This window comes from Mycobacterium sp. NPDC006124, assembly GCF_040614235.1.
Classification (GTDB): Bacteria; Actinomycetota; Actinomycetes; order Mycobacteriales; family Mycobacteriaceae; genus Mycobacterium.
The window spans coordinates 74,237-99,529 of record NZ_JBEXUA010000014.1; the positions used below are offsets into that span (position 1 = coordinate 74,237).

Below are 25,293 nucleotides of genomic sequence, written 5' to 3' on the forward strand. Positions count from 1 at the left end.
CGTGTCGGGGGGTGGTGGGTGGGCTCAGGACCGCGAATCGGGGGCGGTCAGGCCGAGGATCTTGGTGGCGTCGAGGGACTCGACGGTCTCGGTGGCCGAGCTGAAGTCCCCGCCCGAGGTGTTCTCGTTGGGGAAGGCGATGCAGCTGATGCCCGCGGCAGTGGCCGCACTGACCCCGCCGACGTTGTCCTCGATTGCCACCGCGTCACCGGCATCGGCGCCGAGGGTCTTGAGGGCGTATTCGTACACCTCGGCGTCCGGCTTGGGGCTCGACACCGAGTCGCGGTTGACGATCAGGTCGAACATCTCGGCGCTGATGTGGGGCTTGAGCGCCGAGAGCAGCGCGTCGATGTTGCCCTGCGAGGTGGTGGTGACGAAGCCGAGTCCGTGGCCGCTGCGCTTGGCCTCCTCGACGACGTCGACCACACCGGGCCGGGGCGAGATCGACGACGAGGAGAGCAGGTCCTGGAAGATCTCCGACTTCTTGGCGTGGACGGCGGCGGCGTCCACGTCGGCTCCGCGCGAGGCGGCGTACTGCTCGATGCGCTGTGCACCTCCGTTGGAGCCCAGCATCGACCGGTAGTCCTCACGCGACCACTCCCAGTCGAGGTTGAACGCCTCGAAGGCGTCGTTGAAGGCCTGACGCTGCAACTCGGAGGTGTCGGCGAGGGTGCTGATGGAGCCGAAGAGGATCGTTGACATGGGTTCCCTTACCTGTCGAAGTGGGTCGACACGGCGCCGTCACGTGGCTCCGGCCGTCGAAATCACAGATTCCCAGTACACTACTGATCTAAACGTTCAATAGTGGAAGACCAAGCCAATACTGGATTGGGAGTGCATCAGTTAACTTCTCGTTCAGGTCCGTCGATTTCGGCGGCCAAAGACACAGAGAAAGTGACGGACTCCGATGGCACCCGGCGAGGGCACCAAAGCAGGCGACACGGGCGAGGACGCCCGGGTGTCGCGCACGCGTGCCGACGTCGCGCGAGCCGCGCTCGAGGTCCTGACCACCGACGGGTCTGATGCGGTGACCCATGCGCGGGTGGCCGAGGTCGCCGGGTACTCCAAGACCACGCTCTACACCCATTGGCCCGCGCGGGTGGACCTCATCGCGATGGCGATCGAGAGCCTCGGCGACATGCCCCACCACGAGCGCACCGGCGTCCTACGCGACGACCTGATCGGCGAGCTCCACGTCTTTCGGGCGGGCGTGCTGGAGATGCGACTGGACCGCGTGCTGTCCGGCATGGCGGAGTGGGCGTCGGAGGAGCAGATGGCGCGCATCCGGCAGCGGGTCAACACCGACGGTCAGCACCAGATGTACGAGATCCTCGGCGAGCTGTTCTCGGGCCCCGCGCTGGACGCCGCGGTCTCGATGCTGACCGGCGTCGTCGCCTGCCCGGCCATCATGTTCGGCAGCGTGCCCGACGACGCGGTCATCGAGGCGGCGGTCGACGTCGTGCTGAACGGTCACTCTCGCACGCAGACCTGACCTCGCCCGGCTATTCGGGCGGTTCGGGAGGAGTCGGATCCGACGGCGGCGCCTTGCCGAGCCACTCCTTGAGACGGACGAGTTGACTCAGGATGAGGCCCGCTCCCAGGAGCAGTGCGATCGAGATGACGATGACGACGGTCAACGGGCCCTCCTAGACTTCACCCCAGCCTAGGCATCGAGAGCCTCGACGACGGCGGAAACGCCCGCGTCAGAACTCTGGCCGGTCCCTCGACACCCGCAGCGGTTCCGCGCCGTGGATGGCCGCGCGGATGGAGCTCTCGATCGAGCTGTCGGACACGAACAGCATCTCGTCGCCGGCCTCGAGCACCTCCTCAGGCGTCGGCACGATCACGCGCCCGGCGCGGACCAGCGTCACCATCGCGGTGTTGGCGGGCAAGTTCAATTCTCCGACGCGCTGCCCGACGAGCGGATTGTCTTCGGGCAGAGTTAGTTTCGCCAGATCTGCCCGGCCCTCCCGAAGTCCCATCAACCGCACCAGGTGCCCGACGTCGATGGCGCCCTCCACGCCGGCCACCATTGCGCCCGGTGTCGAGACGGCCACGTCGATCCCCCAGGCCTGGGTGAACAACCACTCGTTGCGAATTTCGTTGATGCGAGCCACGACGCGCGGTACGCCGAACTCGGACTTGGCCAGCAACCCGACCACCAGATTGGCCTTGTCGTCACCCGTCGCCGCGATGAGGACGTCGCAGGTCTCGGCACCGGCCTCCTCCAGCGTCGACACCTCGCACGCGTCGGCGAACAACCAGTCGGCGTCGGGCACCACGTGCGGCTCGAACTTGCGACGTTCGCGTTCGATGAGCAGGACCTTGTGCCCGTTGTCGAGCAATTCTTGCGCGACCGAACGGCCGACGTTGCCCGCGCCGGCGATCCCAATGCGTGTCTTTCGGTCCGCCACCCGTCCATCTTCGTGCATCGCGGGCCTCGGCGTCGTCAGCACGGACGACGACCGGCCGTCCTGCTGAAATACTGGCCGTCCACCCCACGTCCGAACGGAACGTCTTGAGCCTGCACGAGCTGTACCTGGCCTTGTTGATCGGCGGCTTCGTGCTGCTCGCCAGCATCGTCGGAACCAGGGTCGCCACGCGGGTCGGCTTCCCCAGCCTGCTGCTGTTCCTGTTGGTCGGTGTGGCGATCGGCGAGGACGGCTTGGGCCTGCAGTTCGACGACGTCGAGCTGGCCCGCAACGTCGGCACCGCAGCCCTGGCCGTCATCCTGGTCGAGGGCGGCCTGACGACGCGCTTCGCCGACATCCGCAAGGTCATCGCGCCCGCGGGTGCGCTGGCCACCCTCGGCGTGGTCATCAGCATGGTGGTCACCGCCGCCGGAGCGCACCTTCTGCTCCGAACCGATTGGCAGCTCTCGCTCCTGCTCGGCGCCATCGTGTCCTCGACAGACGCCGCCGCGGTGTTCTCCGTGCTGCGAGTACTGCCGCTGCCTCGCCGCGTCGCCGGCCTGCTCGAGGCCGAGTCCGGCTTCAACGACGCGCCCGCCGTGATCTTCGTGCTGATGTTCAGCGCCGTGCCCTTCGTGTTCGAACCGGAGAGCGCCGTCGCCGACCTGGTGTACGAGTTGCTGGCCGGCTCGGCGATCGGGTTGGGCTTCGGCTACCTCGGGGCGCTGCTGCTGCGCCGCGTCGCCCTGCCGGCGTCCGGGCTGTACCCCATCGGGACGTTCGGGATCGGCATCGTGGCCTTCGCGGCGGCGGGCACAGTGCACGCCTCCGGCTTCATCGCCGCGTACCTCGCCGCGGTGGTGCTGGCCAACTCCGGGTTGCCGCACCGTTCGGCCACCCGGTCCTTCGCCGAGGGCCTCGGCTGGCTGGCGCAGATCGGCCTCTTCGTCCTCCTCGGGCTGCTGGTCGACCCCAGCGAACTCGCCGCCGACCTCGTGCCGGCGATCGTCGTCGGCCTGGTACTGCTGCTCGTCGCGCGGCCGCTGTCGGTGGTGGGCTCGCTGGCCGGCTTCAACGTCCCGTTTCGCGAGAAGGTGTTCCTGTCCTGGGCGGGTCTGCGCGGTGCGGTGCCGATCGTCCTGGCCACGTTTCCGATCGTGGCCGGGGTGCCCGACAGTGACCGGCTGCTGAACATCGTGTTCGTCCTGGTGCTGGTCTTCACCCTGGTGCAGGGGCCCAGCCTGCGGCCACTGGCACACGCGCTGCGGCTGATCCCACGCGACTCCCCGCGCGAGATCTACGTCGAGTCCGCGCCGCTGGACGTGCTCGAGGCCGAACTGCTGACGCTGACGGTGCGGCCGACCTCCCGGCTGCACGACGTCACCGTGCTCGAGTTGCGGCTGCCCGATCCCAGCGTCATCACCCTGATCATCAGGAACGGCCACACCTTCGTCCCGCTGCCCGACACCCGCATCGAAGCCGGTGACGAACTGCTGATCGTCACCACGACCAAGACGCGTGCCTCAGCCGAGCGCCGGCTCCGCGCGGTCAGTCGCCGGGGCAAGCTCGCCTACTGGTTCGACGAGTACGGCGAGCCGGACTGACGGCGCGCCGACTCTGCGACCAGTGCGCCAAAGTGCCAAAGTGCGAGAAGCCACCACGATGACCGCAGAGTGGCGCCGCGCGAATCGAACCGGCCGATGCGGCGTTGCACCGGACATGATCACCAGACGTCAATTCTCCATGCTGGCCGGCCTGACGACGGCCGGGACCGCCGTGGCGGCATGCGCGAGTCCGCCGACCCCAACACCGGCCGGACACAAGACCTTTCGGAGCTTCAGCCAGATCGACGCCGGCCTGCTGAACGTCGGATACGCCGAGGACGGCCCCGCCGACGGCCCGCCCGTGATCCTGCTGCACGGTTGGCCCTACGACGTGCACAGCTACGTCGACGTCGCGCCGCTGCTGGCCGCCCGCGGCTTCCGCGTCATCGTCCCGTTCCTCCGAGGCTTCGGCAGCACCAGGTTCCGTTCGGACGCGACGTTCCGCAACGGCCAACAGGCCGCCGTCGCCGAGGACGTGATCGCGCTGATGGATGCGCTCGCCATCCCCAAAGCCGTTGTCGCGGGCTTCGACTGGGGTGCGCGATCGGCCAACGTGGTCGCAGCTCTGTGGCCGCAGCGGTGCCGCGCGCTGGTGTCGGTGAGCGGGTACCTCGTCGTCGACCTGGTGGCCAACCGCGCGCCCCTGCCGCCGCGGGCCGAGTACGGCTGGTGGTACCAGTACTACTTCGCCACGGCCCGAGGTGAGGCGGGCTATCGCCAGAACACCCACGACTTCAACAAGCTGATCTGGACCAACGCCTCCCCGACGTGGGCCTTCGACGACGCCACCTATGACCGCAGCGCCGAGTCCTTCACCAATCCCGACCACGTGGACGTCGTCATCCACAACTACCGGTGGCGCCAGGGTCTGGCTCCCGGGGAGCCTCGATACGACGACCTGGAGCGCCGCCTCGCCGTCAAGCCGGCGATCACCGTGCCGGCGATCACGATCTCCAGCGACTTCGACGGGCCCGCGAAGGACGGGGCCGCCTATCGGCATCTGTTCACCGGCAGGTACGAGCACCGCGTCCTCGACGGCATCGGGCACGACGTGCCGCAGGAGGCGCCCCGCCAGTTCGCCGACGCCGTGATCGCGGTGGCCGGCTGGAGTTAGGCCGCGTGGTGGTCCGCGTCGGCCCGAAGAGCGGCGCGCAGCTGCCGGCGGGCTCGATGCAATCGGGACATGACCGTGCCCAACGGAATTCGCTGCAGATCGGCGATCTCCTGGTAGGGCAGCTGACCTACGTAGGCGTGGTAGACGACGGTCTGCAACGCCTCGGGCAGAGCGTGGAGCGCGCGCACCAACTGCCCGTTGGGAAGCAGTCGTAGGGCTCGTGCCTCCGCGGAGGGCGCGGTGTGATGGCGTCCGCTCTCCGCCATCAGCTGGGCGTCGGTGATCTCGTCGGTGAGCGTCTCCCTGGGTCGGCGCTGTGAACGGCGGTGCCCGCTGATCCAGGTGTTCACCATGATGCGGAACATCCAGGCCCGAAGATTCGAACCGGGCTGAAAGGAGTCGAACCCCGCCCACGCCCGAATGTAGGTCTCCTGCACCAGATCCTCCGCGTCGTGGGCGTTGGCGGTGTACCGGCGGGCGGCACGGCTGAGCTCGTCGCGCAGCCCGAGCGCGTCGCGCTCGAAACGACTGGCCCGCGACGGATCGGGTTCGGTGTCGGTGGTCATGCCGTCATCAGACCGTCGCCGCGGCATCAAGTCCAACGATCGTTTTCGATGGCAGTCATCGTCGTTCGCGATGACCAAGGTGAATGCGGTCGTGGGTTCCTGCGTTGGACCGCGTAGGCAACGATTCGAGAGGAGCACCCATGTCGATACTGTCCTGGCGGCCCGTGGCCGACGTACTGGCCCGCGCGTTCGCGGCAGGCGTCGACCCGGCCCCCAAGCCGGGCGTCCGCTTCCCCGAGATCGAGGGGCGCACAACGGTCGTCGCGATCCCCACTCGATACGGAGACGTCGCCGCGACGGTCTATCGCCCACCACGGTCGACGGCGCGTCCGGCGGTGTACGTGAACGTGCACGGCGGCGGCTTCGTCGTCGGCCACCGCGAGCAGGACGACCCGTGGTGCCGGTACCTCGCCGCCCACGCCGACGTCGTGGTCGTCAACACCGACTACGCGCTCGCACCCCGGCGACGGTTCCCCGCACCGGCCGAGCAGATCTACGACGTCCTGCAGTGGGCCTCGTCGGCCGACCGCGACTGGGACGGTGCCCGGTTGTGCGTCGGCGGTCAGAGCGCGGGCGGAAACCTCGCCGCCGCCGCGGCGCGCCTCGCGCTGGAACGGGGCGGGCCGGCCATCGCCCTGCAGGTGCTGCACTACGCGCCGCTGGACCTCGTCACCCCGGGTAGAGCGAAGCGCACGCCGCTGGGTTCGCGCGCCGTACTGCGGCCCTGGATGAGCGAGGTCTTCGACACCGCCTACGTCCCCGACGTCGAGCGCCGGCGGGATCGGTTGGCGTCGCCGGCCTGGGGCACCAACGGGGCCGACTTGCACGGCATCGCGCCGGCGCTGGTGGTCACCGCCGAGTACGACCGGCTTCGCGACGAAGGCGCCTCGTACGCAGCCGATCTCGACGCGGTTGGATCGCTCGCGGAGCACCACGACGTGGCCGGGGTCGACCATGGCTACAACATCATGAGCGACGCCACCGACGTCACCGCGCGGATGTACGACTTGATCGCCGGTCACGTCAGACGCCGAACGTCGATGTCGGGCACCGATCGAGAAGCGTGAGTCGCATCTACGTCGGTGATAACTTCGTCGGGATGGAACTGCGGCAGCTCGAGTACTTCGTCGCGGTGGCCGACGAGCTGAGCTTCACCCGGGCCGCAGCCCGGGTGCACGTCGTGCAGTCCGCGTTGTCGACCTCGATCAAGAAGCTCGAAGACGAGCTGGCGGTCGAGCTGTTCGACCGGTCCCGCCAGCAGATCCGCCTGACCCCGGCCGGCGAGCGACTTCGCGAGCACGCCCGGCACCTGATCCGTTCCGCGCGCCTGGCCAAGGATTCTCTCAGCGACCTTCGCGGCCACCTGACGGGGACGGTCGACTTCGGGTCGCTGGTCACCTTCGGCAGATTGGACGTCGCGCGGGTGCTCGGCCAGTTCCACGAGGCACACCCCTTCGTCCGAATCAGTTTGCGGCTCAGCCAATCCGGCTCGTCTGCCTATCTGTCGTCGATCGCCGACGGGACTCTCGACCTGGCGCTGGTGTCGGCACCCCATCGCGGCCAACCCGGGGTGGACATGCACGTGATCGCCGAGGAGCCCATGGTGTTCGTCTGCCGCGCCGATCATCGGCTCGCCGGTGCGGGGCGAGTCCCAATCGCCGATCTCGACACCGAGGACCTCGTCGGCTTCCCGGTGGGGTTCGGCATCCGACGGATGATCGACGCCGCGTTCGCCGCCGCGGGCACCTCGAGTCGAACGCCCTACGAGGTGCCTGCCGACTTCACCGTCGCCGCAGCGCTCGTCCGCAACGGTCTCGGCACGACGTTCATGCCGGCCAGCGAGGCCACGCGCTTCACCGACCTCACTTCCGTCGAGCTGACCGTGCCCATGATCTGGCAGATCCATTTGGCCACCCCGCAGCCGCAGCACACCAGCCCGGCGGCGGCCATGCTGGCGACTATGTTGCGCGAGGCAGGCTCGCGTCTCGAGTGAGCGCTACTTGCCCGGCAGCGTCGCCGCCAGGCGCGGGCAGAAGTCGTGATCCTGCAACTCTTCTCCCGCGGCCTCGTTGCCCGTCGCGACGTCGGCCCGATCGGTGAGAACCACGAAACCCGGCCGCCCGGTCGCGTCTTCGGAGCCCACCACCACCAGGGTGCGGGAGGCCATGTCCTCGCGCGCACCGGCCACGCCGTCGGCGAGCAGCCGGAACGGATCGGCCTGAAGATCCCGGCCGACGACCGACATCGCGTCGTACCGGTGACCCGCCAGCTCTACGGGGAACGGCGCCCACGACGGACCCACCGCGCTGCCGTACCGGGTCAGCGCGTCGTGCACGTCGGGGCGTACGCAGTCGACGTGGATGTGCAGCTGATCCTGCGACCGCGCGTAGGCGGAGTTGATCGCCAGACTCATCCACTGCCGCGGGATCTCGGCACCAGCGCGTTGGTCGACGAAGGACTTGGCCCGCCAGGCCGCGGCGAAGTAGTTCGGCGCCGTGGGGGCCAGGATGGCGGGATCGTCTATGCCAGAGGACCGTTCGGTGGGGATCAGCAGGAACTGCGTATCGCCGACGAGGTCCTTGAGCACCGCGGAGCCCGCCCCGAGGTCGACCTGGGCGCACGGTGCGGGGTCGTCGTGCGCGACCTGGTTCGGCACGCACTGTCCACCCACGATGTTCCAGAGCGCGCTGGGGTCTGCGTGCGCCGTTCCCGAGGTCGCCAACGCGACGACGAGTGACACCACCACCATCAGACCGGATCGCACGCCTGCGATCCTGTCAGACGACCGTCGCGGTGTCTGATTGGCCTGGGCCGACGGGGGGTACTTCCTGGCCCATGACCACGGCCAAGGACTTGCACGGAGATCCGCACGTCGAGCGGTACCTCGAGACCAACGGTGAAGACGGCTACCACTGGCGCAACGGCACCAAGATCTTGATCCTGTTCACCAAGGGCCGCAAGTCCGGCGAGGAGCGCACCCACGCGCTCATCTTCGAGGACTGGAACGACGCGCACTTGGTCGTCGCATCCAAGGGTGGCACCGACGCACCGCCGGCCTGGTTCCTCAACCTGCAGGCCGATCCGTCCGCCGAGATCCAGATCAAGGGAGATCGCTTCCCGGTGCGTGCGCGCGTGGCCACCGACGAGGAGAAGCCCGAGATGTGGGCGAAGATGACCGCCGCCTGGCCGGATTACGACGACTACCAGAGCAAGACCGACCGGGTGATCCCGGTGGTGGTGCTCGAGCGGGCCTGACTCAGGTCACGGCCTCACGGCGCGAGAGGTTCTCCTCGACCTCCTGCTGCCACACGCCATAGGCGTGGGTGGTGTCGACCTCGAGTTCGAAGCGGTCGACCATGTCGTCGGTGACGTCGGCGGCGTCGACGTAGAACTGCTCGTACCACCGCCGGTGCTGGTACACCGCGCCGTCCTCCTCCGTCAGCAGGGGGTTGTCGATGCGCGTCTTGTGCTTCCACACCTCGACGTCGTCGAGGAAGCCCTCACCGAAGTTCTTGCTCAACGTCGCGGCAAGCCGGGCGGCCTTGTCCTCGGGCAGGCCGTCGATCTTCTGCACGGCCACGCCGTACTGCAGGACGAAGGAGTTCTGCGTCACCGGGTAGTGGCAGTTGATCAGCGCCACCTCGAGGGTGAAGTTCGGGGCGACGTCGTTGTGCAGCCAGTTGATCATGTAGGCGGGTCCGAAGTAGGTGGCCTCTGACCTGAGATTCGTTCCCTCCCAAAGACTGTCGTAGTTGTCCGTGGTGTCCGGGCGCGCCTTGGACTCCATGAACTGGCTGGCGGTCTGACCCTCGATCACGTTCTTGAAGTAGGTCGGATAGGCGCGGTGAATGTAGAAGAAGTGGGCCATGTCGACGTTGTTGTCGACGATCTCCCGGCAGTGCGAGCCCTCGATGAAGATCGTGTTCCACTCCCATGGTGACCACCTTCCCTCGTCGTAGCCCTCGATGGTCGGCGGCGTCAGATCGGCGGGCGGTGTCGAGCCCTCCGGGTCGTGCCACACCAGGAGTTGGCCGTTAACCTCCTGGCACAGCCACTTTCGGGTGCGCGCGAGCCGTGGCGTGCGGCGGGCGTAGGGCACCTCGACGCATCGCCCGGTCGAGCCCTGCCAGCGCCAGTCGTGAAAGGGACACGCCACCGTGTCGCCCTTGACGGTTCCCGTCGACAGATCGCCGCCCATGTGTCGGCAGTAGCCGTCGAGCGCGTGGATCTGGCCGTCGCCGTCGGCGAAGACGACCAGACGGGTGCCGAACGCGTCGACTCCGTGCGGGGCACCGTCGCGGAACGACTCCGCCAGGCCGAGGCAGTGCCATCCCCGGGCGAACCGCGTCATGGGCCTGCCCGCGTCGATCTCGCGAATGTGCTCAGCAGCGGTCATGGTGAATCCCTTCGAGGGCCGGCCGACACCGCCGAGTTAAGCACATCCGCTTAATTGGTGTCGAGGAACGCCTAGGATCAGCACGTGGATCGAGGAACCCGGTCGAAGGACGCGCTGCTCGACGCCGCCGAGCGGCTCATCGCCGAGCACGGCTTCGAGGTGCCGCTGCGTGACATCGCCAAGGCCGCCGGCCAGCGCAACAACTCGGCGGTCAACTACCACTTCCGCAGCAGGCAGGATCTCGTCGACGCCGTGGTGGCCCGCCGTTTGCTGCCCATGGAGCGGGAGCGGGAACGCATGCTCGGTGAGCTCGACGCCGACGCCGGCGCGCACGCACTGATGCGGGTGCTCGTCCTGCCACTGCTGGACCTCCAGAGCACCCACTACGCCCGCTTCCTGCAAGCGGTCGGCCCCCGGTTACGCACGGAGCCAATGGATTCCGCCGAGACCGCCTGGCCGCGCGTGCTCGACGCGCTGTCGCACGCGGTGCCCGGTGACGACCGCAGGACTCGTCACCGCCGCGTCGCCGCGGTCGCCACGGCGATGTTCGCCCTGGCCGCGGAGCACGAGCGGGCGGCGCAGGAGGGCGGCACCGATCCCGGCGACTCCGAGGAGATCGTGCACATGCTGGTGGCCATGCTGACGGCCACCGTCCCCAGGCTGGTGTGACGTTAGGCTGCGACGATGACTCAGGAGCCGTTGGTCCCGGATGACTTCGAGGTGCCACGCGTGCTTCAGTCCGCCCGGTTCCGCCTCGAACCGCTTGGCCCGCAACACAACGCCGTCGACCTGTCGGCCTGGACGAGCAGCATCGAGCACATTCAGGCCACCCCGGGGTTCCAGGGTTGGGGCTGGCCACCGGACGGCGGGCTCTCGGCCGAGGCCAACCTGGTCGACCTCGTCCGCCACGCCGACGAATTCGAACGGCGGGTGGCGTTCGCCTACACCGTGCTGCGACCCGACGACGACGACGTGATCGGTTGCCTGTATCTCGATCCCGGCCCTCGGGCGGGCAGCGTGGCCGTGCGGTCATGGGTTCGCGTCGACGAGGCCGACCTCGATCCCGTGCTCAGAGGCGTAGTGCGCCAATGGTTGACCGACGTTTGGCCGTTCGACGACGTGGTCTACGCCGGCTGACGGACTAGACGGCGGGATTCAGGATCACCTTCACGCACTCCGGACTGCGGGCCGCCACCGCGGCGTAGGCCTCGGCTGCATCCGTCAACGGGAAGCGGTGGGTGAAGATGCCGTCGGTCCGCAGCGACCCACTGGTCACCAGCGGGAGCAGGTCGACCCACGTCTGCTGGATGGGGGCGGTGGTCATGCGCAACGTGAGGTTTCGAACGAGAGCCATCAGGATGGGCAGCGGGTAGGGGTCGAGGTCGTGCACGCCGAGGACCGACACCGCGCCGTCGGCGCGCACGCACGCCAGCGCGTCGTCCAGGGTGGCGTTCAGCGCGACGGTGTCGACGACGCTGTCGGCGCCGCGGCCGCCGGTGTGCTCGAGCACCGCCGCGACGGTCGGACCCTCCAGTGCCGTGGCTCCGGAGTCCACCGCCAGCGCCCGGCGGCCCGCGACGGGGTCGGCGGCCAGAACGGTACCGGCGCCCTGGGCGAACGCCGCACGCACCGCGCAGAGTCCGACGGCGCCGAGGCCGATGACGACGACCGTGCCACCCGGCGGGATGTCGGCCTTCTTCGCCCCGATCCAGCCGGTCGACAGATTGTCGGTCAGCAACAGTGCGGCCTCGTCGTCGACGCCGTCGGGAATCGGCATGAGCTGAAAGTTGGCGTTGGGCACCGCAACTGCGGTGGCCTGGCCCCCACCGAGCACGCCGGAACCGAAGATCTGCATGCCCAGCACGCACGTGACCGGGTTGCCGGTGGCACACCCGGCACACTTTCCGCAGCCGGTGACCGAGGCCGCGAGCACGCGGTCGCCGACGCGCACGTTCGACACCTCCGGCCCGACGTCGGTGACGGTGCCGATGAACTCGTGCCCGACAGCCACCCCGTCGCCGACGGGCAGATCGCCGTCGTAGAAGTGCAGATCGGATCCGCAGATCGCCGTCGACTCGACCGCGACCACCGCACCGTCGGCTCCCGGGGGGACCGGGTCGGGGGCGTCGCGGACCTCGACGGACCCGGGACCGGTGATGACGACGTTGCGCATCGGGCAGACGCTACCGCCGGGCTGGCATCCTGCGGCTGGTAACGGCAGACCCTCCCACCCGGCGTCGCACCGTCGTAACGTCGATGCCATGAAGCACATCGAGCTCGCAGACTTGGACGTCGGACGCATCGGCCTGGGTGCCATGGGCATGTCGGCCGCCTACACCGGGGCCGGCACCGACGACGCGGAGTCCATCCGCACCATCGAGCGGGCCCTCGACCTCGGCGTCACCCTCGTCGACACCGCCGAGATCTACGGCCCCTACGTCAACGAGGAACTGGTGGGACGGGCCATCAAGGGTCGGCGCGACGAGGTCGTGCTCGCCACCAAGTTCGGCATGGTCTCGCACGCGGGCTCGGGCCCCGGCCACCTCGACAGCAGCCCCGCGAACATCCGCACTGCCGTGGAGGGCTCGTTGCGACGGCTCGACACCGACCGCATCGATCTGTACTACCAGCATCGCGTCGACCCGTCCACGCCCATCGAGGACACCGTCGGCGCACTCGCAGAGCTGGTGTTCGAGGGCAAGATTCGCCACATCGGGCTGTCCGAGGCCGGCGTCGACAACATCCGTCGCGCGCACGCCGTCCACCCGATCACCGCACTGCAGTCGGAGTACTCGCTGTGGACCCGTGACGCCGAACCCGACGTCCTGCCACTGCTGCGCGAACTGGGGATCGGGTTCGTCGCCTACTCGCCGCTGGGGCGCGGCTTCCTCACCGGACAGATCACCTCGACTGCCGACTTCGACGACCACGACAGCCGCAAGACCAACCCCCGCTTCCAGGGCGAGAACTTCGAACGAAACCTGCGGGCAGTGAGTGAGGTGGAGGCGATCGCCACCGTGGTGGGCGCCACCCCGGCTCAGGTCGCCCTGGCCTGGCTGCTGGCCCAGGGCGACGACATCGCCCCGATCCCGGGCACCAAGCGAGTGTCCCGGCTCGAGGAGAACGTCGCGGCCGACGGCGTCGACCTGACCCCCGAGCAGGTGCGCAAGCTGACCCAGGTGTCACCCGCGGCGGGCGAGCACCACGACGAGGCGCAGATGAAGTGGATCGACCGCTGAGTCACCGCTCCGTAGGCTGGGCAGGGTGAGCGCAGCACAGTCGACTACGGTCCTCCACGACAGCCGGTTCGCTCGCGACGTGCCGGAGATGGCGCTGGCCTGGCAGGCCGCGGTGGCTCCCGAACCCAAGCTGCTGGCCCTCAACGAACCGCTCGCCGCCGAATTGGGGTTTGACGCGGCCTGGCTGCAAAGCGCCGCCGGGCTGCGACTCCTGGTCGGCGCCGAGGTTCCCGACGGCGTGACTCCGGTGGCGCAGGCCTACTCCGGGCACCAATTCGGCGGGTACACACCACGTTTGGGCGACGGCCGCGCGCTGTTGCTCGGCGAGGTCGGCACCGCCGACGACCCCCGTCGTGACTTGCACCTCAAGGGTTCCGGACGCACCCCGTTCGCCCGCGGCGGTGACGGGCTGGCCGCAGTCGGGCCAATGCTCAGGGAGTACGTCGTCAGCGAGTCGATGCACGCACTCGGCATACCGACCACGCGGGCTCTGGCCGTCGTGGCGACCGGTGCGCCGGTGTGGCGTGAGACGGAGTTGCCCGGGGCCGTCCTGGCCCGGGTCGCGAGCAGCCATCTGCGCGTCGGCAGTTTCCAGTACGCGGCCGCGACCGGGGACGTCGACCTTGTCCGTCGGCTCGTCGACCACGCCATCGCACGGCACTACCCCACCGCCGCCCAGGCCGAGCTGCCAGCGCTGGCTCTGTTCGACGCGGTGGTCGCCGCACAGGCCGCACTGGTGGCGCGGTGGATGCTCGTCGGCTTCATCCACGGCGTGATGAACACCGACAACATGACGATCTCCGGGGAGACGATCGACTACGGGCCGTGCGCCTTCCTCGACGCCTACGACCCGGCAACGGTGTACAGCTCCATCGACCACGCGGGCCGCTACGCCTATGCCAACCAGCCCGTCGTCGCGCAGTGGAACCTGGCTCGCTTCGCCGAGACCCTTCTGCCGTTGATCTCCGAGGATCAAGCGCGCGCCGTGGAGAAGGCGACGGCGTCGCTCCGTGGGTTCACCACCGCCTACGACGCGGCGTGGGCGTCGGGCATGCGGGCCAAGCTCGGTCTGCCCGCTCACGTCGGCGACGCGGAGGTGACCACCGTGTCCCAGGATCTGCTGGCGCAACTGGCCCAGAGTCGCGTCGACTACACCTCGTTCTTTCGCCACCTCGGAACTGCCGCGCGGGGTGACGCAGAGCCCGCCCGAGGCCTGTTCCTGGATCTCACGGCCGTCGACTCGTGGTTGTCCACCTGGCGCGCCCTCGGTCCCGACGCCGACGCCATGGACCGGGTCAACCCGGTGTACATCCCGCGAAACCACCTCGTCGAGGAGACGCTGACCGCGGCCACCTCCGGTGACCTCGACCCTCTGAACCGGCTTCTCGCGGCGACCACGGCACCGTTCGACGAACGTCCGAACCTCGAGCGGTACGCCGAACCCGCACCCGACGACTTCGGGCCCTACCAAACGTTCTGCGGCACCTGACGGTTCGACGTTGCGAAGATCACGCTGATTTGGCGGGTTTGCATCCACGAAGATTAGGCAAACTAGCAAGCATGATCATGCGCGCACTCACCCCGGTCCTCGGTGCGGTGGCGGCGATGACGTGGGCCTTGGTGAGCGGCGCCGCTCCCGGTGCGTCCGCCGAACCGCTGCCTGACATCTCCACCCCCGGATGCCCCGACGTGGACCTCGTCTTCGCGCGCGGCACCGGCGAACCCGCTGGCCTCGGGTTCGTGGGCGACGCGTTCGCCGACTCGCTGCGGAACGAGTTGGGCGGCAGGTCACTCGACGTGTATGCGGTGCAGTATCCCGCGACCATTGACTTCCCGAGGGCCGTGGACGGCATCAACGACGCCGCCGCCCACATCCAAGCCACCGTGGCGAACTGCCCCAAGACCAAGATCGTGCTCGGCGGGTTCTCGCAGGGCGCCGCCGTGGCGGGGTTCGTCACCGCCGACGTGGTGCCGCCGGGCGCCGCAGACTCCGGCGTCACCGGCCCACTGCCGCCCGCCGTGGCCGACCACGTCGCGGCGGTGGCCCTGTTCGGCAAGCCGTCGCCGCGCTTCATGAACTTCGTCAACCAGCCCGACATCGTCATCGGCCCCAAGTACGTCGGCAAGACCCTCGACTCGTGCGTCCCGGGGGATCCGATCTGCTCCGACGGCGGCGACTTCGGACTTCACAACCAGTACGTCGCGGACGGCAGGGTCGACCAGGCCGCCGACTACGTCGTCGGCAAGCTCGGCTATCCCGTGCCTGCTGCGCCGCCGCCCCCGCCGGCCGACGCGCCGTTGCCACCGGAGCCTGCACCCATACCCCCACCGCCGCCCGCGGCCTGAACCGTCAGCGCCGGACCAGCACGAGAGCCGACATCAGCTGCCAACCGATGATGGTGTAGACGCTGGCCCGTTCCCACACCGCGCCGGGCAGAAGCACAGTCGAGGTGGTCACCGCACCGACGGCGAGCACCAGGAAGGCGAGCAAGCCCAGCGTGGCGAGCCCGACGGATGTCCTTCCATACCAGGGTGTCTCGCTCACGCGACCATGACCGGCGAGGATGGCTGCATTGCCGCCGACGATGGCCACCGTCGCGGCCGTCACGTGGACCCACGCGATCCCGGCACCGCCGCTGGGCACCAGCGCGACGACGACGTTGCCGACGGCGTTGGCCGCGGCGCACGCCACGAATTTCCACGCGCCGCGAGCGCGACCGGCGCGCGTCAAGGTCAGTGCTGCCGCGAGGAACAGGGTGCCCTGCGCCGCGAAGGCCGTGTTCATCACGGCGCTCAGCGGCGAATCGGGCCTTCCGAGGTCGCTGATGAAGTTCACCGCGTAGCGGTATCCGGGACGGGCGGCGGCAGCGATCGCCTCGAATCCCAGGTACACGAGTCCCGCGACCAGCCAGCAGGCCGCCGCGACTCTCGCCGTCACGGTGAAACCCCAAGGGCGACGGTCAGTTCCAGGATGACCCTGGGGTCGTCGAGCCGGTCTCCGTAGAGCTCGCGGAGTTGCGTCATGCGGTAGCGCACCGTTTGCGCGTGGACGAACAGGTCGGCGGCCACCGCGTCGCGCTGACCCCGGTGCAGCAGCCAGGAGCGAAGCGTCTCGGCCAGCTTCTCCGCGGTGTTGGGCCGCAAGTCCGCCAGCGGCGCCAGCGTCTTTCGCCGAAGGTCGGCGACGGCTTCGGCATCGGCGGTCAACACCAACTCGACGAGGTGTTCCTCGGTGTCGACGACATCGCCGTCGACTGCCAGCTGCCGGGCCCGCAGCGCCCGACGGTAAGACGACTCGACTCGTGCCCACGGCCGCGCCGGACCCACCAGCGCCCGTCGGCCCTGCAACGCCGATCGCAGCTGCCCGCGGTGCCGCCCGTCGAGGTCGGGCACCAGCAGCACTGCAAGGGATTCCGCGGCGTCGACTCCCGGCAGGTCCTCACTCAACTGCAACGTCGACTGGCCGAACCGGGCGGCCAGCCCCCGGGTCTGCGCCTCGGCCACGAGGATCGCGGTCAACGTCTCCGGCGGTTGCCAGTCCGCCTTCGCGGCGCTGGCCTTCACCGTCTCGAGTGCCTCGCCGGCCAGAAGGTGTTTGGTGAGTCGGTCGAGGTACCGCTGGCGGACCCGCCCCGTGGTCGCCAATTCGTCGGTGTGTCCGGCGACGCTGGAGGCCGAGAGCTCGTCGATGAACGCGAACACCAGCTCGGCGAAGCGGGCGACGGTCACGGCGTCCAGCCCGGCAGCCACGCCCGTGGAGGACAATTCCCGCCACGCCACCCGCGCGCCGACGCGATAGGCCGACAGCAGGGCGTCCATCGTCCGGCCTTGCCTGGCCTCGCCGCGCCCCAGCTCGTAGGCGCCGTCGAGCGCGGGTGTCAGCGTCGTCCGCGGATCGGAGTCGACCGATCGCACGGCCAGCCGAAGGAAGGCGCCGAGCGCCAGCTGCACGGCGTTCTCGATGGTCTGGCCCATGCGGCCGCTGAAGGCACGCGCATAGCTGGGCACCTCGACCGTCACGGCGGTCACGGTGTTCTCGGCCATCCGGGGCAGCACGGCCCGCAGCGCCTCGGCGACGTCCTCGGACAGGTCGAGACCGGTGAAGCGGACGGCAGATTCGGACAACACTATTCCTTGCGAACAAATTCGTAGCGGCTATTCACACCTGACATCCAAGACTTTATACCTATACGTCAGTCAGAGTGGAAACATGACGACGACAGCACCTCGACCGACCACCGTCGGCGCGCTGCGGGCCAGGGTCATCAAGTTCGCCGAACGTGTGACCACGCCCCTGGTGCCGGCCGACTACCTCGACGTCATCGACCCCTTGCGCTCCAGCGCCGACCTCCGCGGCCGCATCGTCGCGATCAATCCCGAGACCCGCGACGCCGTCTCCGTGGTGATCAAGCCTGGCCGCGGGTGGCGCGGCCACACCCCCGGTCAGTACGTCCGCATCGGCGTCGACGTCGACGGCATCCGCCAGTGGCGGGCCTACTCGCTGACCTGCACCGCAGGTGAGGACACCATCGCGGTCACCGTCAAGGCCATCCCGGGCGGGAAGGTGAGCAATCATCTCGTCCGCCGGGCCACCGTCGGCACTATCGTCCAACTCGACCAGGCTGCAGGCGAATTCACCCTCGGTGACCGCCCGCTGTCGAAGATCCTGTTCCTCACCGCGGGCAGCGGCGTCACCCCGGTGATGGGGATGCTGCGCAACCTCGACACTGCGGACCCCAACCGTCCGGACGTGGTCGTCGTGCACTCCGCACCCACCGCCGCCGACGTCATCTTCGGCGGCGAACTGCGCATGATGGCCCGTGAGGGGCGAATCCGCCTGGTGGAGAAGCACACCGACACCGACGGCATGCTCGACGTCGCCGAGCTCGACTCGCTGGTCGACGACCTCGCCGACCGGCAGACGTGGGCATGCGGCCCGGCCGGGATGCTCGACGCCCTCGAGACGCGCTTCACGGCCGACGGCATGGCCGACCGGCTGCACACCGAACGCTTTCGGCCCACCGTCATCACCGCGGGCGAGGGCGGCGAGGTCACCTTCTCCACCTCGGGCACGGTCGTCGAGGCCACCGGGGCCCAGACACTGCTCGACGCCGGCGAAGCCGCCGGGGTCCTGATGCCCTCGGGCTGCCGGATGGGCGTCTGCTTCGGCTGCGTGGTCCCGCTGCGCCAAGGCGCCGTCCGCGACCTCCGCACCGGCGACCTCACCACCGCCTCCCCCGGCGACAACGTCCAGATCCAGACCTGCGTCTCCGCCGCCGCGGGTCCGTGCGACATCGAACTCTGACGAGGAGATCCCACATGACCATCACGCAGACCGTCACCACCAACCCCGCCGCCCACCTCATCGCCGAGGACGTCGAGAACCTCGGCCGCGAACTCGACGCCATCCGTGAGCAGGTCGTCGCCAGCCGCGGCGAACGCGACGCCGCCTACATCCGCAAGGTCATCGACGGCCAGCGCAAGCTCGAACTCGGCAGCCGCGCCGTGCTGCTGTTCTCGCTGTTCCCGCCCGCGTGGTTCGTCGGAACCGTCGGTCTGTCGATCTCCAAGATCGTCGAGAACATGGAGATCGGCCACAACGTCATGCACGGTCAGTGGGACTGGATGCGCGACAACAAGATTCACTCCACCACCTGGGAGTGGGACAACGCCTCCCCCGCCGAGATGTGGAAGCACAGCCACAACGAGGTGCACCACACCTACACCAATGTCCGCGGCAAGGACCACGACCTCGGCTACGGCATCATGCGCGTCGACGAGAACCAGAAGTGGGTGCCGTTCTACCTCGCGCAGCCCCTGTGGAACTTCATCAACGCCTGCGTCTTCGAGTACGGCATCGCCGCCTACGACCTGCAGATCGGCAAGTACCTCAAGGGCCGGACCGACAAGGCGGAGTTCCAGGCCCGCGGCAAGCGGGTGCTCGCCAAGATCCGCAAGCAAGCCACCCGCGACTACGTTCTGCACCCCCTGCTGTCCGGCCCGTCCGCGGTGAGCACGCTGACCGCGAACCTGACGGCGAACCTGGTCCGCAACCTGTGGACGCACTCGGTCATCATGTGCGGTCATTTCCCCGAGGGCGTGCAGACCTTCGAGAAGAACTCGATCGACGGTGAGACCCGCGGCGAGTGGTATCTGCGCCAGATGCTGGGTTCGGCCAACATCTCGGGAAGTCGGTTGATGCACTTCATGAGTGGCAACCTGTCCTTCCAGATCGAGCACCATCTGTTCCCCGATCTGCCCAGTAACCGGTATGCCGAGATCGCCCCGAAGATCCAGGAACTCTTCGAGCGCTATGGCCTGACGTACACCACCGGCTCGCTGCCCCGCCAGGTCGGCTCGGCCTGGAAGCAGATCGTCAAGCTGTCGCTGCCCAACGACTTCAAGCTCACCGACGTGCTGCGTCGCCGGCGGCCCGCCCCCGCCGTCCGGCCCGAGCCCGACCTCCGCGCCGCCTAGGAGCGAAATCAAGAAAAAGATTGTGAGCACTCGCAATCTTAGCTAGTGTCGCCCCATGCCCTTTGACGTGATCGTGCGAAACGGCCTGTGGTTCGACGGCACGGGCGCGGCCCCGCGCGTGAAGGACCTCGGCATCCGCGGCGGCGTCGTCGCCGCGGTGTCCGACGATCCACTCGACGCCAGCGGCTGTCCCGACGTGGTCGAGGCGGACGGCAAGTGGGTTCTGCCCGGGTTCATCGACGTGCACACCCATTACGACGCCGAGGTGCTCTTGGACCCGGGTCTGCGGGAATCCGTCCGGCACGGCGTGACCACCGTGCTGCTGGGCAACTGCTCACTGTCGGCCGTCTACGCCAGCAACGAGGACGCGGCCGATCTGTTCAGCCGCGTCGAGGCGGTCCCGCGCGAATACGTGCTGGGCGCGCTGACCGACAAGAAGACGTGGACGACCGCGGCGGAGTACGTGCAAGCGCTCGAGGCCCTGCCGCTGGGCCCAAACGTGAGCTCGCTGATCGGACACTCGGACCTACGTACCTCGGTGCTCGGCCTCGGCCGTGCCACCGACGACGCGACGCGGCCGACGGCGGCCGAGTTGCACGCCATGACGACCAAACTCGGCGAGGCACTCGACGCCGGTCTGCTCGGCATGTCCGGCATGGACTCGGCGATCGACAAGCTCGACGGTGACCGCTACCGATCCCGCGGGCTGCCCTCGACGTTCGCGACTTGGCGTGAGCGCCGCGCGCTCATCGACGTACTTCGCAAGCGGCGCAGGATGTTACAGAGCGCCCCGGACGTGGCGCGGCCGTGGACTGCGCTGCTGTTCTTCCTGTCCAGCAGCCGAATGCTCGGCCGCCGCGACGGCGTGCGGATGAGCCTGCTGGTCTCCGCCGACTCGAAGGCCGCACCCGGCGCAGTTGGCGTCTTCGGCCGCGGCACCCGGCTGCTGAATCGGCTCCTCGACGCCAGCGTGCGGTTCCAGCATCTGCCCGTACCGTTCGAGCTGTACTCCGACGGTATCGACCTGCCGGTGTTCGAGGAGTTCGGCGCCGGCACCGCGGCGCTGCACCTGCGCGACCAACTCGAACGCAACGAGCTACTGGCCGACCTCGAGTACCGCCGTGAGTTTCGTCGAGAGTTCGACCGCAAGAAACTCGGTCCGACGCTGTGGCACCGCGACTTTCACGATGCCGTCATCGTGGAGTGCCCCGACGAGACGTTGATCGGCAAGAGCTTCGGGCGGATCGCCGACGAGCGCGGGCTGCATCCCCTGGACGCCTTCCTCGACGTGCTCGTCGACAACGGAGAGCGCAACGTCCGCTGGACGACGACGGTCGCCAACCACCGCCAGCGCCAACTCGACAAGCTCGCCACCGAGCCGACGGTGCACATGGGCTTCTCGGACGCCGGCGCGCACCTGCGCAACATGGCGTTCTACAACTACGCGCTCCGGTTGCTCAAGCGTGCGCTCGTCGCCGACCGGGCGGGCCGTCCCTTCATGACCATCGAACACGCCGTGCATCGGCTGACCGGCGAGGTCGCCGACTGGTTCGGCCTGGACGCCGGCCGCCTCCGCGAGGGCGACGCCGCCAACTTCGTCGTCGTCGACCCGGCCGGCCTCGACGACTCCGTCGACGGGTATCACGAAGCGCCCGTGGCGTTCTACGGCGGCCTGCGCCGCATGGTCAACCGCAACGACACCGCCGTCCTGGCCACCGCCGTCAACGGTCACGTGGTCTACCGCAGCGGCGAGTTCTGCGAGGGCTACGGCCAGACCGCCGCGACCGGTCGCTTCCTGCGGGCCGCGAACGCGGCCCGCCCCGCCGTCGCCGCCGTGTCCGCCTGACGTGGCAAGGACCCAACAGGAGCGCCGCGAGGAGACCGTCGCGCGCTTGCTCGACGCGAGCATCGCCACGATCGTCGACGTCGGCTACGCCCGAGCCTCGGCGGCGGTGATCACCAAGCGCGCCGGGCTGTCCGGCGGAGCACTGTTCCGCCACTTCGACACCATGGGCGACTTCATGGCGGCGACCGCCCGCGAGGTGATGCGTCGCCAACTCGACGCGTTCGCCAAGCTCGTCGCCGAAATCCCGGTGAGCCGACCCGCGCTCGAGGGCGTGCTCCACGCGATGCGCGAGGTCACCGGAAACGACACCAACGTGGTGATGTACGAACTCCTGATCGCGGCGCGCACCGACGAAAGACTCAGCGGCACACTGCAGGAAGTGCTCGAGGAATACAGCTCCCGGATCTTCGACACCGCGCGCACACTGCCCACCGCCGACCAGTACCCGGAGGATGCGCTGGCCGCGGTGGTGGCGCTGCTGACGAACTCCTTCGACGGCGCGGCGATCGTGCGGCACGTCCTGCCCCAACCGGACATCGAGGCGGGCCGCATTCCGCTGCTGCTGTCACTGTTCACCCCCGAACCGACGAGGACCGATGACTGACCGTATTCACGAGTTCGCCAACGACGGCCTGACCTTCACGGTCGACGACGAGGGGCCGCTCGACGGCGCGGTCGTCGTGCTCCTGCACGGATTCCCCCAGACCTCCACGTCGTGGCGAGCGGTCTGCGAACGACTTCATGCCAGGGGCTACCGCACGCTGACGTTCGACCAGCGCGGGTACGCGCCGACCGCGCGACCGCGCGGGCGCCGGGCCTACCGGATGAGCCGACTCGTCTCCGACGTCGCGGCCCTGATCGGCGCGACGGGCGGACCGGTTCACCTGGTCGGCCACGACTGGGGTGCCGGCGTCGCCTGGTCGACGGCGGCCGCACGGCCCGACCTGGTGCGCACGCTGACGGCGGTCTCGGTGCCTCACCCCAGGGCCTTCCTCGGTTCGATGCTCATCAGCAGTCAGATCCTGCGGTCGTACTACATCGGGCTGTTCCAGCTGCCCTGGCTGCCCGAATTCGCCTGTCGCCGTCCAGCTCTGCTGGCCCGGATGCTCGGCGGCACCGGGATGACACCGGAGCAGATCGCCACGGTGCGCACCGAGATCGTCGACGGCGGGGCACTGACGACGAGCCTGAACTGGTATCGCGCGATGCCTCTGGCAGGTCCCCGATACCTCCGGACCGTCAGCATGCCCACGACCTATGTGTGGACCACCGGTGACACCGCACTCGGCAGACGAGGCGCCACGATGTGCGCGCGCCACGTCTCGGGCCCCTACCGCCTCGAGGTCGCCGACGGCTCCCACTGGATGCCGGAGGAACAGCCGGACCTATTGACAGACCTGATCGTCGACCGCGTCTCGGGATGACCGGACTCGTGTAACCGTCGTGTTACGTCCATGTTGCCGATACAGTGTCCTCATGGACGACAGGTCGGTGTTCTCAGAGGTCGCGGCGTTGCGGGCCGACACGGCGCGGGCCGTTCTCTCGCCCACCGCACTGGAGGTCCACGTCCGGGTGGTCGACCACCTCGCCCGCACCACGCGGGCCAACTTCGTGAGCGACGAGAGCCTCGACACGCTGGCGCACGGCCGGGTGAGCACGATGGCGGCGATCGAACTGTCGCTGGCCGGGTGGTGGCGCCGACTCGACGGCGGTTACGTGATCGCCGACCAAGAGCTCATCGACGCGCTGTCCCGACCGACGCGGCGACGAGTCGGCGCGACGTGCCGGCGCCTGTGGCGATTCCTCAACAGCGAGTCGGTCATACCGCTGTAGCTCAGCCGGCCCCCAGGCGGAGTCAGGCGTAGGCCGCACCCGACGGCAGATTCGCGGGTTGCCCGATTCCCTTGCCCACCAGCTCGATCCAGGCACGAAGCCCGTCGACGACGCCGCGGCCCGCAGCCGTCGTCGCGCCCTGCCGTTTCTCCAAGAGTTCGACGACACGTAGGCATCGCGCCACCTCGGCGGCCCTCTCGGTGTCGGGGACCGCCCACAGCCGGTCTTCCGGCCAGCGGCTGTAGAAGGCCGCCGACTCGTTCAGCAGGATCACCAATTCGGGGGTGGACCGACGAAGCAGACGTCGCGCCGTCCGGACGGCACCGCCGGCGGCCATCAGGGCCAAGACCGCGGCGACGGTGAACACCCAGCCGCCAACCCCGACCTGACTCATCGGCACCGATGACTGCATGACCGGAGTTTACTGCCAGACGACCACGTCATGGCCCCCTTTCCTCGATCGAGTGCGGTGGCCGATTCGGTCGCGGTCCGACGACAGGGTAGAAAGCAACCATGGCTGACGCGGATGTGATGAAGATGTTCACCCTCGAGGGCAAGGTTGCCATCGTCACCGGCGCCTCGTCGGGTCTCGGCGTCGCCTTCGCCCAAGCGTGCGCGCAGGCCGGAGCCGACGTCGTGCTGGCGGCCCGGCGCGTCGACAAGCTCGGTGCGACAGCCGATCTGGTGTCCGCTGCGGGCAGGCGGTCGCTCACCGTGCAGACCGACGTCGTCGACCCGGATCAGTGTCAGAACATGGTCGACCGCGCGATGGAGGAATTCGGCCGCATCGACGTGCTGGTCAACAACGCCGGGATCGGCACCGCGGTACCGGCCACCCGCGAGACGCCCGAGGAGTTCCGCGCCGTCGTCGACGTCAATCTGCACGGCTCCTACTGGGCGGCTCAGGCATGCGCCAGGGTCTTGCAACCGGGCAGTTCGATCGTCAACATCTCCAGCATCCTGGGGTTGACCACCGCCGGACTCCCCCAGGCCGCCTACAGCGCGAGCAAGGCGGCCATCGTCGGACTGACTCGAGACTTGGCTCAGCAGTGGGGATCTCGTAAGGGCATCCGGGTCAACGCGATCGCGCCGGGTTTCTTCAAGTCGGAGATGACCGACCAGTACAAGCCGGACTACCTCGAGTCGCTGAGCACGAGATTCATCCTTCCGCGGATGGGCGATCCCGCCGAGTTGGCCGCGACGCTGGTGTGGCTGGCCTCACCGGCGGCCGGCTACGTCACCGGGCAGACGATTGCCGTCGACGGTGGGGTCACCATCACCTAGACCGACTTCTCGAGCTGATCGCACACGCAGTCCACGTTGGCCTGCATGTCGCGCTCCCACTCCTGCAGTCGCCGGGCGACGATCCTGGCCTCGAGGTCGGGCTTGGCGTCGATGGCGAAGGAGAGCCCCGACCGGCCCGGTCCCATCCGAGCCCATTGGCGGACCAGAACGCCGTCACTGGTCGGTTCGACCTCGAATCCCCACGTCGCCGTCGGACCCTCCGGTCCCATCGCCTGCCAGACCCATCGCCTGCCCTCGTCCACCTCGACCACCTCGCATTCGGTCTGCCAGGAGCCCAGCGCGGCGTTCTCGTTCGTGCCGCGGAAGCGCGCGCCCAGCGCGACCCGTGTGACGTCGCCCAGCCACTCGACGGCCCGCAGTTCCGACGAGCAGCGCGCGGGCAGCCCGATGTCGGTGATCGCCTCCCACGCCGCCGACCGGTCGCACCGGATGCGCCGGGTCACCTCCACCGTGGGCTGGTCGCGGTAGCGCATGTCACGAAGCCTGCCATAGTGCAGGGGAC

At 68.8% G+C, this 25,293-nt stretch carries 29 protein-coding genes; 18 read left to right on the top strand and 11 right to left on the bottom strand.

The window, feature by feature from the left end:
• Positions 1-24 precede the first annotated feature (24 nt).
• Positions 25-702 carry an HAD-IA family hydrolase gene (locus tag ABZ195_RS23495; protein ID WP_355222018.1) on the bottom strand — a complete coding sequence of 226 codons (678 nt, stop codon included), beginning with the start codon at positions 700-702 and terminating at the stop codon, positions 25-27.
• Positions 703-907: 205 nt separating this feature from the next.
• On the opposite strand from ABZ195_RS23495, the gene ABZ195_RS23500 reads away from it, so the two are divergent.
• The gene (locus ABZ195_RS23500; protein WP_355222020.1) at positions 908-1,492 is read left to right on the top strand and encodes a TetR/AcrR family transcriptional regulator; all 585 of its coding nucleotides are present in this window, start codon (positions 908-910) and stop codon (positions 1,490-1,492) included.
• A 10-nt stretch (positions 1,493-1,502) separates the two neighbouring features.
• Here ABZ195_RS23500 and ABZ195_RS23505 read toward each other — a convergent pair whose 3' ends face one another.
• Both ABZ195_RS23505 and ABZ195_RS23510 read right to left on the bottom strand, forming a co-directional pair.
• Positions 1,503-1,637, bottom strand: a complete 135-nt coding sequence (locus tag ABZ195_RS23505) for a hypothetical protein (RefSeq protein ID WP_355222021.1) — start codon at positions 1,635-1,637, stop codon at positions 1,503-1,505.
• Between the two features lie 66 nt (positions 1,638-1,703).
• On the bottom strand, positions 1,704-2,414 hold the full coding sequence (locus tag ABZ195_RS23510; protein ID WP_355222023.1) for a TrkA family potassium uptake protein: 711 nt from the start codon (positions 2,412-2,414) through the stop codon (positions 1,704-1,706).
• A gap of 104 nt (positions 2,415-2,518) precedes the next feature.
• Here ABZ195_RS23510 and ABZ195_RS23515 point away from each other — a divergent pair, with 104 nt between their 5' ends.
• Both ABZ195_RS23515 and ABZ195_RS23520 read left to right on the top strand, forming a co-directional pair.
• Positions 2,519-4,015 carry a potassium/proton antiporter gene (locus ABZ195_RS23515; RefSeq protein ID WP_355222025.1) on the top strand — a complete coding sequence of 499 codons (1,497 nt, stop codon included), beginning with the start codon at positions 2,519-2,521 and terminating at the stop codon, positions 4,013-4,015.
• A gap of 115 nt (positions 4,016-4,130) precedes the next feature.
• Positions 4,131-5,129: an alpha/beta hydrolase gene (locus ABZ195_RS23520; protein ID WP_355222027.1), complete on the top strand. Its 999-nt coding sequence runs from the start codon at positions 4,131-4,133 to the stop codon at positions 5,127-5,129.
• Here the strand turns inward: ABZ195_RS23520 and ABZ195_RS23525 are convergent.
• Positions 5,126-5,695 (bottom strand): sigma-70 family RNA polymerase sigma factor, encoded by a 570-nt coding sequence (locus ABZ195_RS23525; protein WP_355222029.1) that lies wholly within the window; start codon positions 5,693-5,695, stop codon positions 5,126-5,128. The two genes, ABZ195_RS23520 and ABZ195_RS23525, sit on opposite strands and share 4 nt — an antisense overlap.
• 140 nt (positions 5,696-5,835) lie before the next feature.
• On the opposite strand from ABZ195_RS23525, the gene ABZ195_RS23530 reads away from it, so the two are divergent.
• Both ABZ195_RS23530 and ABZ195_RS23535 read left to right on the top strand, forming a co-directional pair.
• Positions 5,836-6,762, top strand: a complete 927-nt coding sequence (locus ABZ195_RS23530) for an alpha/beta hydrolase (protein WP_355222031.1) — start codon at positions 5,836-5,838, stop codon at positions 6,760-6,762.
• Positions 6,763-6,794: 32 nt separating this feature from the next.
• Complete coding sequence (locus tag ABZ195_RS23535; protein ID WP_355222111.1) at positions 6,795-7,688, top strand: LysR family transcriptional regulator; 894 nt, start codon at positions 6,795-6,797, stop codon at positions 7,686-7,688.
• A 3-nt stretch (positions 7,689-7,691) separates the two neighbouring features.
• Here ABZ195_RS23535 and ABZ195_RS23540 read toward each other — a convergent pair whose 3' ends face one another.
• A complete protein-coding gene (locus tag ABZ195_RS23540; protein ID WP_355222033.1) occupies positions 7,692-8,459 on the bottom strand; it encodes a CDP-diacylglycerol diphosphatase in 768 nt (255 codons plus the stop codon).
• A 71-nt stretch (positions 8,460-8,530) separates the two neighbouring features.
• On the opposite strand from ABZ195_RS23540, the gene ABZ195_RS23545 reads away from it, so the two are divergent.
• Positions 8,531-8,950: a nitroreductase family deazaflavin-dependent oxidoreductase gene (locus ABZ195_RS23545; RefSeq protein ID WP_355222035.1), complete on the top strand. Its 420-nt coding sequence runs from the start codon at positions 8,531-8,533 to the stop codon at positions 8,948-8,950.
• A gap of 1 nt (position 8,951) precedes the next feature.
• On the opposite strand, the gene ABZ195_RS23550 is transcribed toward ABZ195_RS23545, so the two are convergent.
• Positions 8,952-10,091, bottom strand: coding sequence for a Rieske 2Fe-2S domain-containing protein (locus ABZ195_RS23550; protein WP_355222036.1), 1,140 nt, complete (start codon positions 10,089-10,091; stop codon positions 8,952-8,954).
• Positions 10,092-10,175: 84 nt separating this feature from the next.
• Here ABZ195_RS23550 and ABZ195_RS23555 point away from each other — a divergent pair, with 84 nt between their 5' ends.
• Together ABZ195_RS23555 and ABZ195_RS23560 are read left to right on the top strand one after the other, a co-directional pair.
• Positions 10,176-10,760 carry a helix-turn-helix domain-containing protein gene (locus ABZ195_RS23555; RefSeq protein WP_355222038.1) on the top strand — a complete coding sequence of 195 codons (585 nt, stop codon included), beginning with the start codon at positions 10,176-10,178 and terminating at the stop codon, positions 10,758-10,760.
• Between the two features lie 15 nt (positions 10,761-10,775).
• On the top strand, positions 10,776-11,228 hold the full coding sequence (locus tag ABZ195_RS23560; RefSeq protein ID WP_355222040.1) for a hypothetical protein: 453 nt from the start codon (positions 10,776-10,778) through the stop codon (positions 11,226-11,228).
• Between the two features lie 4 nt (positions 11,229-11,232).
• Here ABZ195_RS23560 and ABZ195_RS23565 read toward each other — a convergent pair whose 3' ends face one another.
• On the bottom strand, positions 11,233-12,264 hold the full coding sequence (locus ABZ195_RS23565; RefSeq protein ID WP_355222041.1) for an alcohol dehydrogenase catalytic domain-containing protein: 1,032 nt from the start codon (positions 12,262-12,264) through the stop codon (positions 11,233-11,235).
• An 88-nt stretch (positions 12,265-12,352) separates the two neighbouring features.
• Here ABZ195_RS23565 and ABZ195_RS23570 point away from each other — a divergent pair, with 88 nt between their 5' ends.
• The 3 genes from ABZ195_RS23570 to ABZ195_RS23580 all read left to right on the top strand — a co-directional run bounded on the left by ABZ195_RS23570 (position 12,353) and on the right by ABZ195_RS23580 (position 15,676).
• Positions 12,353-13,330 (top strand): aldo/keto reductase, encoded by a 978-nt coding sequence (locus tag ABZ195_RS23570; protein ID WP_355222043.1) that lies wholly within the window; start codon positions 12,353-12,355, stop codon positions 13,328-13,330.
• 25 nt (positions 13,331-13,355) lie between these two features.
• On the top strand, positions 13,356-14,819 hold the full coding sequence (locus tag ABZ195_RS23575) for a protein adenylyltransferase SelO (protein WP_355222045.1): 1,464 nt from the start codon (positions 13,356-13,358) through the stop codon (positions 14,817-14,819).
• Between the two features lie 71 nt (positions 14,820-14,890).
• Complete coding sequence (locus ABZ195_RS23580) at positions 14,891-15,676, top strand: cutinase family protein (RefSeq protein WP_355222046.1); 786 nt, start codon at positions 14,891-14,893, stop codon at positions 15,674-15,676.
• 4 nt (positions 15,677-15,680) lie between these two features.
• Here the strand turns inward: ABZ195_RS23580 and ABZ195_RS23585 are convergent, their stop codons facing one another.
• Together ABZ195_RS23585 and ABZ195_RS23590 are read right to left on the bottom strand one after the other, a co-directional pair.
• Complete coding sequence (locus tag ABZ195_RS23585) at positions 15,681-16,268, bottom strand: DUF998 domain-containing protein (RefSeq protein ID WP_355222048.1); 588 nt, start codon at positions 16,266-16,268, stop codon at positions 15,681-15,683.
• Positions 16,265-17,455 (bottom strand): helix-turn-helix domain-containing protein, encoded by a 1,191-nt coding sequence (locus ABZ195_RS23590; RefSeq protein ID WP_355222050.1) that lies wholly within the window; start codon positions 17,453-17,455, stop codon positions 16,265-16,267. Before ABZ195_RS23590 ends, ABZ195_RS23585 begins: the two co-directional genes overlap by 4 nt.
• 85 nt (positions 17,456-17,540) lie before the next feature.
• On the opposite strand from ABZ195_RS23590, the gene ABZ195_RS23595 reads away from it, so the two are divergent.
• From ABZ195_RS23595 to ABZ195_RS23620, 6 genes are read left to right on the top strand one after another with little or no spacing between them, the layout of a single operon-like run.
• Positions 17,541-18,635, top strand: coding sequence for a ferredoxin reductase (locus ABZ195_RS23595; RefSeq protein WP_355222052.1), 1,095 nt, complete (start codon positions 17,541-17,543; stop codon positions 18,633-18,635).
• Between the two features lie 14 nt (positions 18,636-18,649).
• Positions 18,650-19,807: an acyl-CoA desaturase gene (locus tag ABZ195_RS23600; protein WP_355222054.1), complete on the top strand. Its 1,158-nt coding sequence runs from the start codon at positions 18,650-18,652 to the stop codon at positions 19,805-19,807.
• 55 nt (positions 19,808-19,862) lie between these two features.
• Positions 19,863-21,653 (top strand): amidohydrolase family protein, encoded by a 1,791-nt coding sequence (locus ABZ195_RS23605; RefSeq protein ID WP_355222056.1) that lies wholly within the window; start codon positions 19,863-19,865, stop codon positions 21,651-21,653.
• Between the two features lies 1 nt (position 21,654).
• Positions 21,655-22,257, top strand: coding sequence for a TetR/AcrR family transcriptional regulator (locus tag ABZ195_RS23610; RefSeq protein ID WP_355222058.1), 603 nt, complete (start codon positions 21,655-21,657; stop codon positions 22,255-22,257).
• Positions 22,250-23,077 carry an alpha/beta fold hydrolase gene (locus tag ABZ195_RS23615; RefSeq protein ID WP_355222060.1) on the top strand — a complete coding sequence of 276 codons (828 nt, stop codon included), beginning with the start codon at positions 22,250-22,252 and terminating at the stop codon, positions 23,075-23,077. Before ABZ195_RS23610 ends, ABZ195_RS23615 begins: the two co-directional genes overlap by 8 nt.
• Before the next feature lie 52 nt (positions 23,078-23,129).
• Positions 23,130-23,486, top strand: a complete 357-nt coding sequence (locus ABZ195_RS23620; RefSeq protein WP_355222062.1) for a hypothetical protein — start codon at positions 23,130-23,132, stop codon at positions 23,484-23,486.
• A gap of 22 nt (positions 23,487-23,508) precedes the next feature.
• Here ABZ195_RS23620 and ABZ195_RS23625 read toward each other — a convergent pair whose 3' ends face one another.
• Positions 23,509-23,898 (bottom strand): hypothetical protein, encoded by a 390-nt coding sequence (locus ABZ195_RS23625; RefSeq protein ID WP_355222064.1) that lies wholly within the window; start codon positions 23,896-23,898, stop codon positions 23,509-23,511.
• A gap of 101 nt (positions 23,899-23,999) precedes the next feature.
• On the opposite strand from ABZ195_RS23625, the gene ABZ195_RS23630 reads away from it, so the two are divergent.
• Positions 24,000-24,770, top strand: coding sequence for a 3-oxoacyl-ACP reductase family protein (locus tag ABZ195_RS23630; protein WP_355222065.1), 771 nt, complete (start codon positions 24,000-24,002; stop codon positions 24,768-24,770).
• Here ABZ195_RS23630 and ABZ195_RS23635 read toward each other — a convergent pair.
• A complete protein-coding gene (locus tag ABZ195_RS23635; protein WP_355222067.1) occupies positions 24,767-25,264 on the bottom strand; it encodes an SRPBCC family protein in 498 nt (165 codons plus the stop codon). The two genes, ABZ195_RS23630 and ABZ195_RS23635, sit on opposite strands and share 4 nt — an antisense overlap.
• Between the last annotated feature and the right edge of the window lie 29 nt (positions 25,265-25,293).

Coding starts and splice junctions, on each gene's coding strand:
- ABZ195_RS23495 (WP_355222018.1), bottom strand. CDS start 702: ATGTCAACGATCCTCTTCGGCTCCATCAGCACCCTCGCCGACACCTCC.
- ABZ195_RS23500 (WP_355222020.1), top strand. CDS start 908: ATGGCACCCGGCGAGGGCACCAAAGCAGGCGACACGGGCGAGGACGCC.
- ABZ195_RS23520 (WP_355222027.1), top strand. CDS start 4,131: ATGATCACCAGACGTCAATTCTCCATGCTGGCCGGCCTGACGACGGCC.
- ABZ195_RS23525 (WP_355222029.1), bottom strand. CDS start 5,695: ATGACCACCGACACCGAACCCGATCCGTCGCGGGCCAGTCGTTTCGAG.
- ABZ195_RS23530 (WP_355222031.1), top strand. CDS start 5,836: ATGTCGATACTGTCCTGGCGGCCCGTGGCCGACGTACTGGCCCGCGCG.
- ABZ195_RS23535 (WP_355222111.1), top strand. CDS start 6,795: ATGGAACTGCGGCAGCTCGAGTACTTCGTCGCGGTGGCCGACGAGCTG.
- ABZ195_RS23545 (WP_355222035.1), top strand. CDS start 8,531: ATGACCACGGCCAAGGACTTGCACGGAGATCCGCACGTCGAGCGGTAC.
- ABZ195_RS23550 (WP_355222036.1), bottom strand. CDS start 10,091: ATGACCGCTGCTGAGCACATTCGCGAGATCGACGCGGGCAGGCCCATG.
- ABZ195_RS23560 (WP_355222040.1), top strand. CDS start 10,776: ATGACTCAGGAGCCGTTGGTCCCGGATGACTTCGAGGTGCCACGCGTG.
- ABZ195_RS23565 (WP_355222041.1), bottom strand. CDS start 12,264: ATGCGCAACGTCGTCATCACCGGTCCCGGGTCCGTCGAGGTCCGCGAC.
- ABZ195_RS23570 (WP_355222043.1), top strand. CDS start 12,353: ATGAAGCACATCGAGCTCGCAGACTTGGACGTCGGACGCATCGGCCTG.
- ABZ195_RS23580 (WP_355222046.1), top strand. CDS start 14,891: ATGATCATGCGCGCACTCACCCCGGTCCTCGGTGCGGTGGCGGCGATG.
- ABZ195_RS23595 (WP_355222052.1), top strand. CDS start 17,541: ATGACGACGACAGCACCTCGACCGACCACCGTCGGCGCGCTGCGGGCC.
- ABZ195_RS23600 (WP_355222054.1), top strand. CDS start 18,650: ATGACCATCACGCAGACCGTCACCACCAACCCCGCCGCCCACCTCATC.
- ABZ195_RS23605 (WP_355222056.1), top strand. CDS start 19,863: ATGCCCTTTGACGTGATCGTGCGAAACGGCCTGTGGTTCGACGGCACG.
- ABZ195_RS23615 (WP_355222060.1), top strand. CDS start 22,250: ATGACTGACCGTATTCACGAGTTCGCCAACGACGGCCTGACCTTCACG.
- ABZ195_RS23620 (WP_355222062.1), top strand. CDS start 23,130: ATGGACGACAGGTCGGTGTTCTCAGAGGTCGCGGCGTTGCGGGCCGAC.
- ABZ195_RS23625 (WP_355222064.1), bottom strand. CDS start 23,898: ATGCAGTCATCGGTGCCGATGAGTCAGGTCGGGGTTGGCGGCTGGGTG.
- ABZ195_RS23630 (WP_355222065.1), top strand. CDS start 24,000: ATGGCTGACGCGGATGTGATGAAGATGTTCACCCTCGAGGGCAAGGTT.
- ABZ195_RS23635 (WP_355222067.1), bottom strand. CDS start 25,264: ATGCGCTACCGCGACCAGCCCACGGTGGAGGTGACCCGGCGCATCCGG.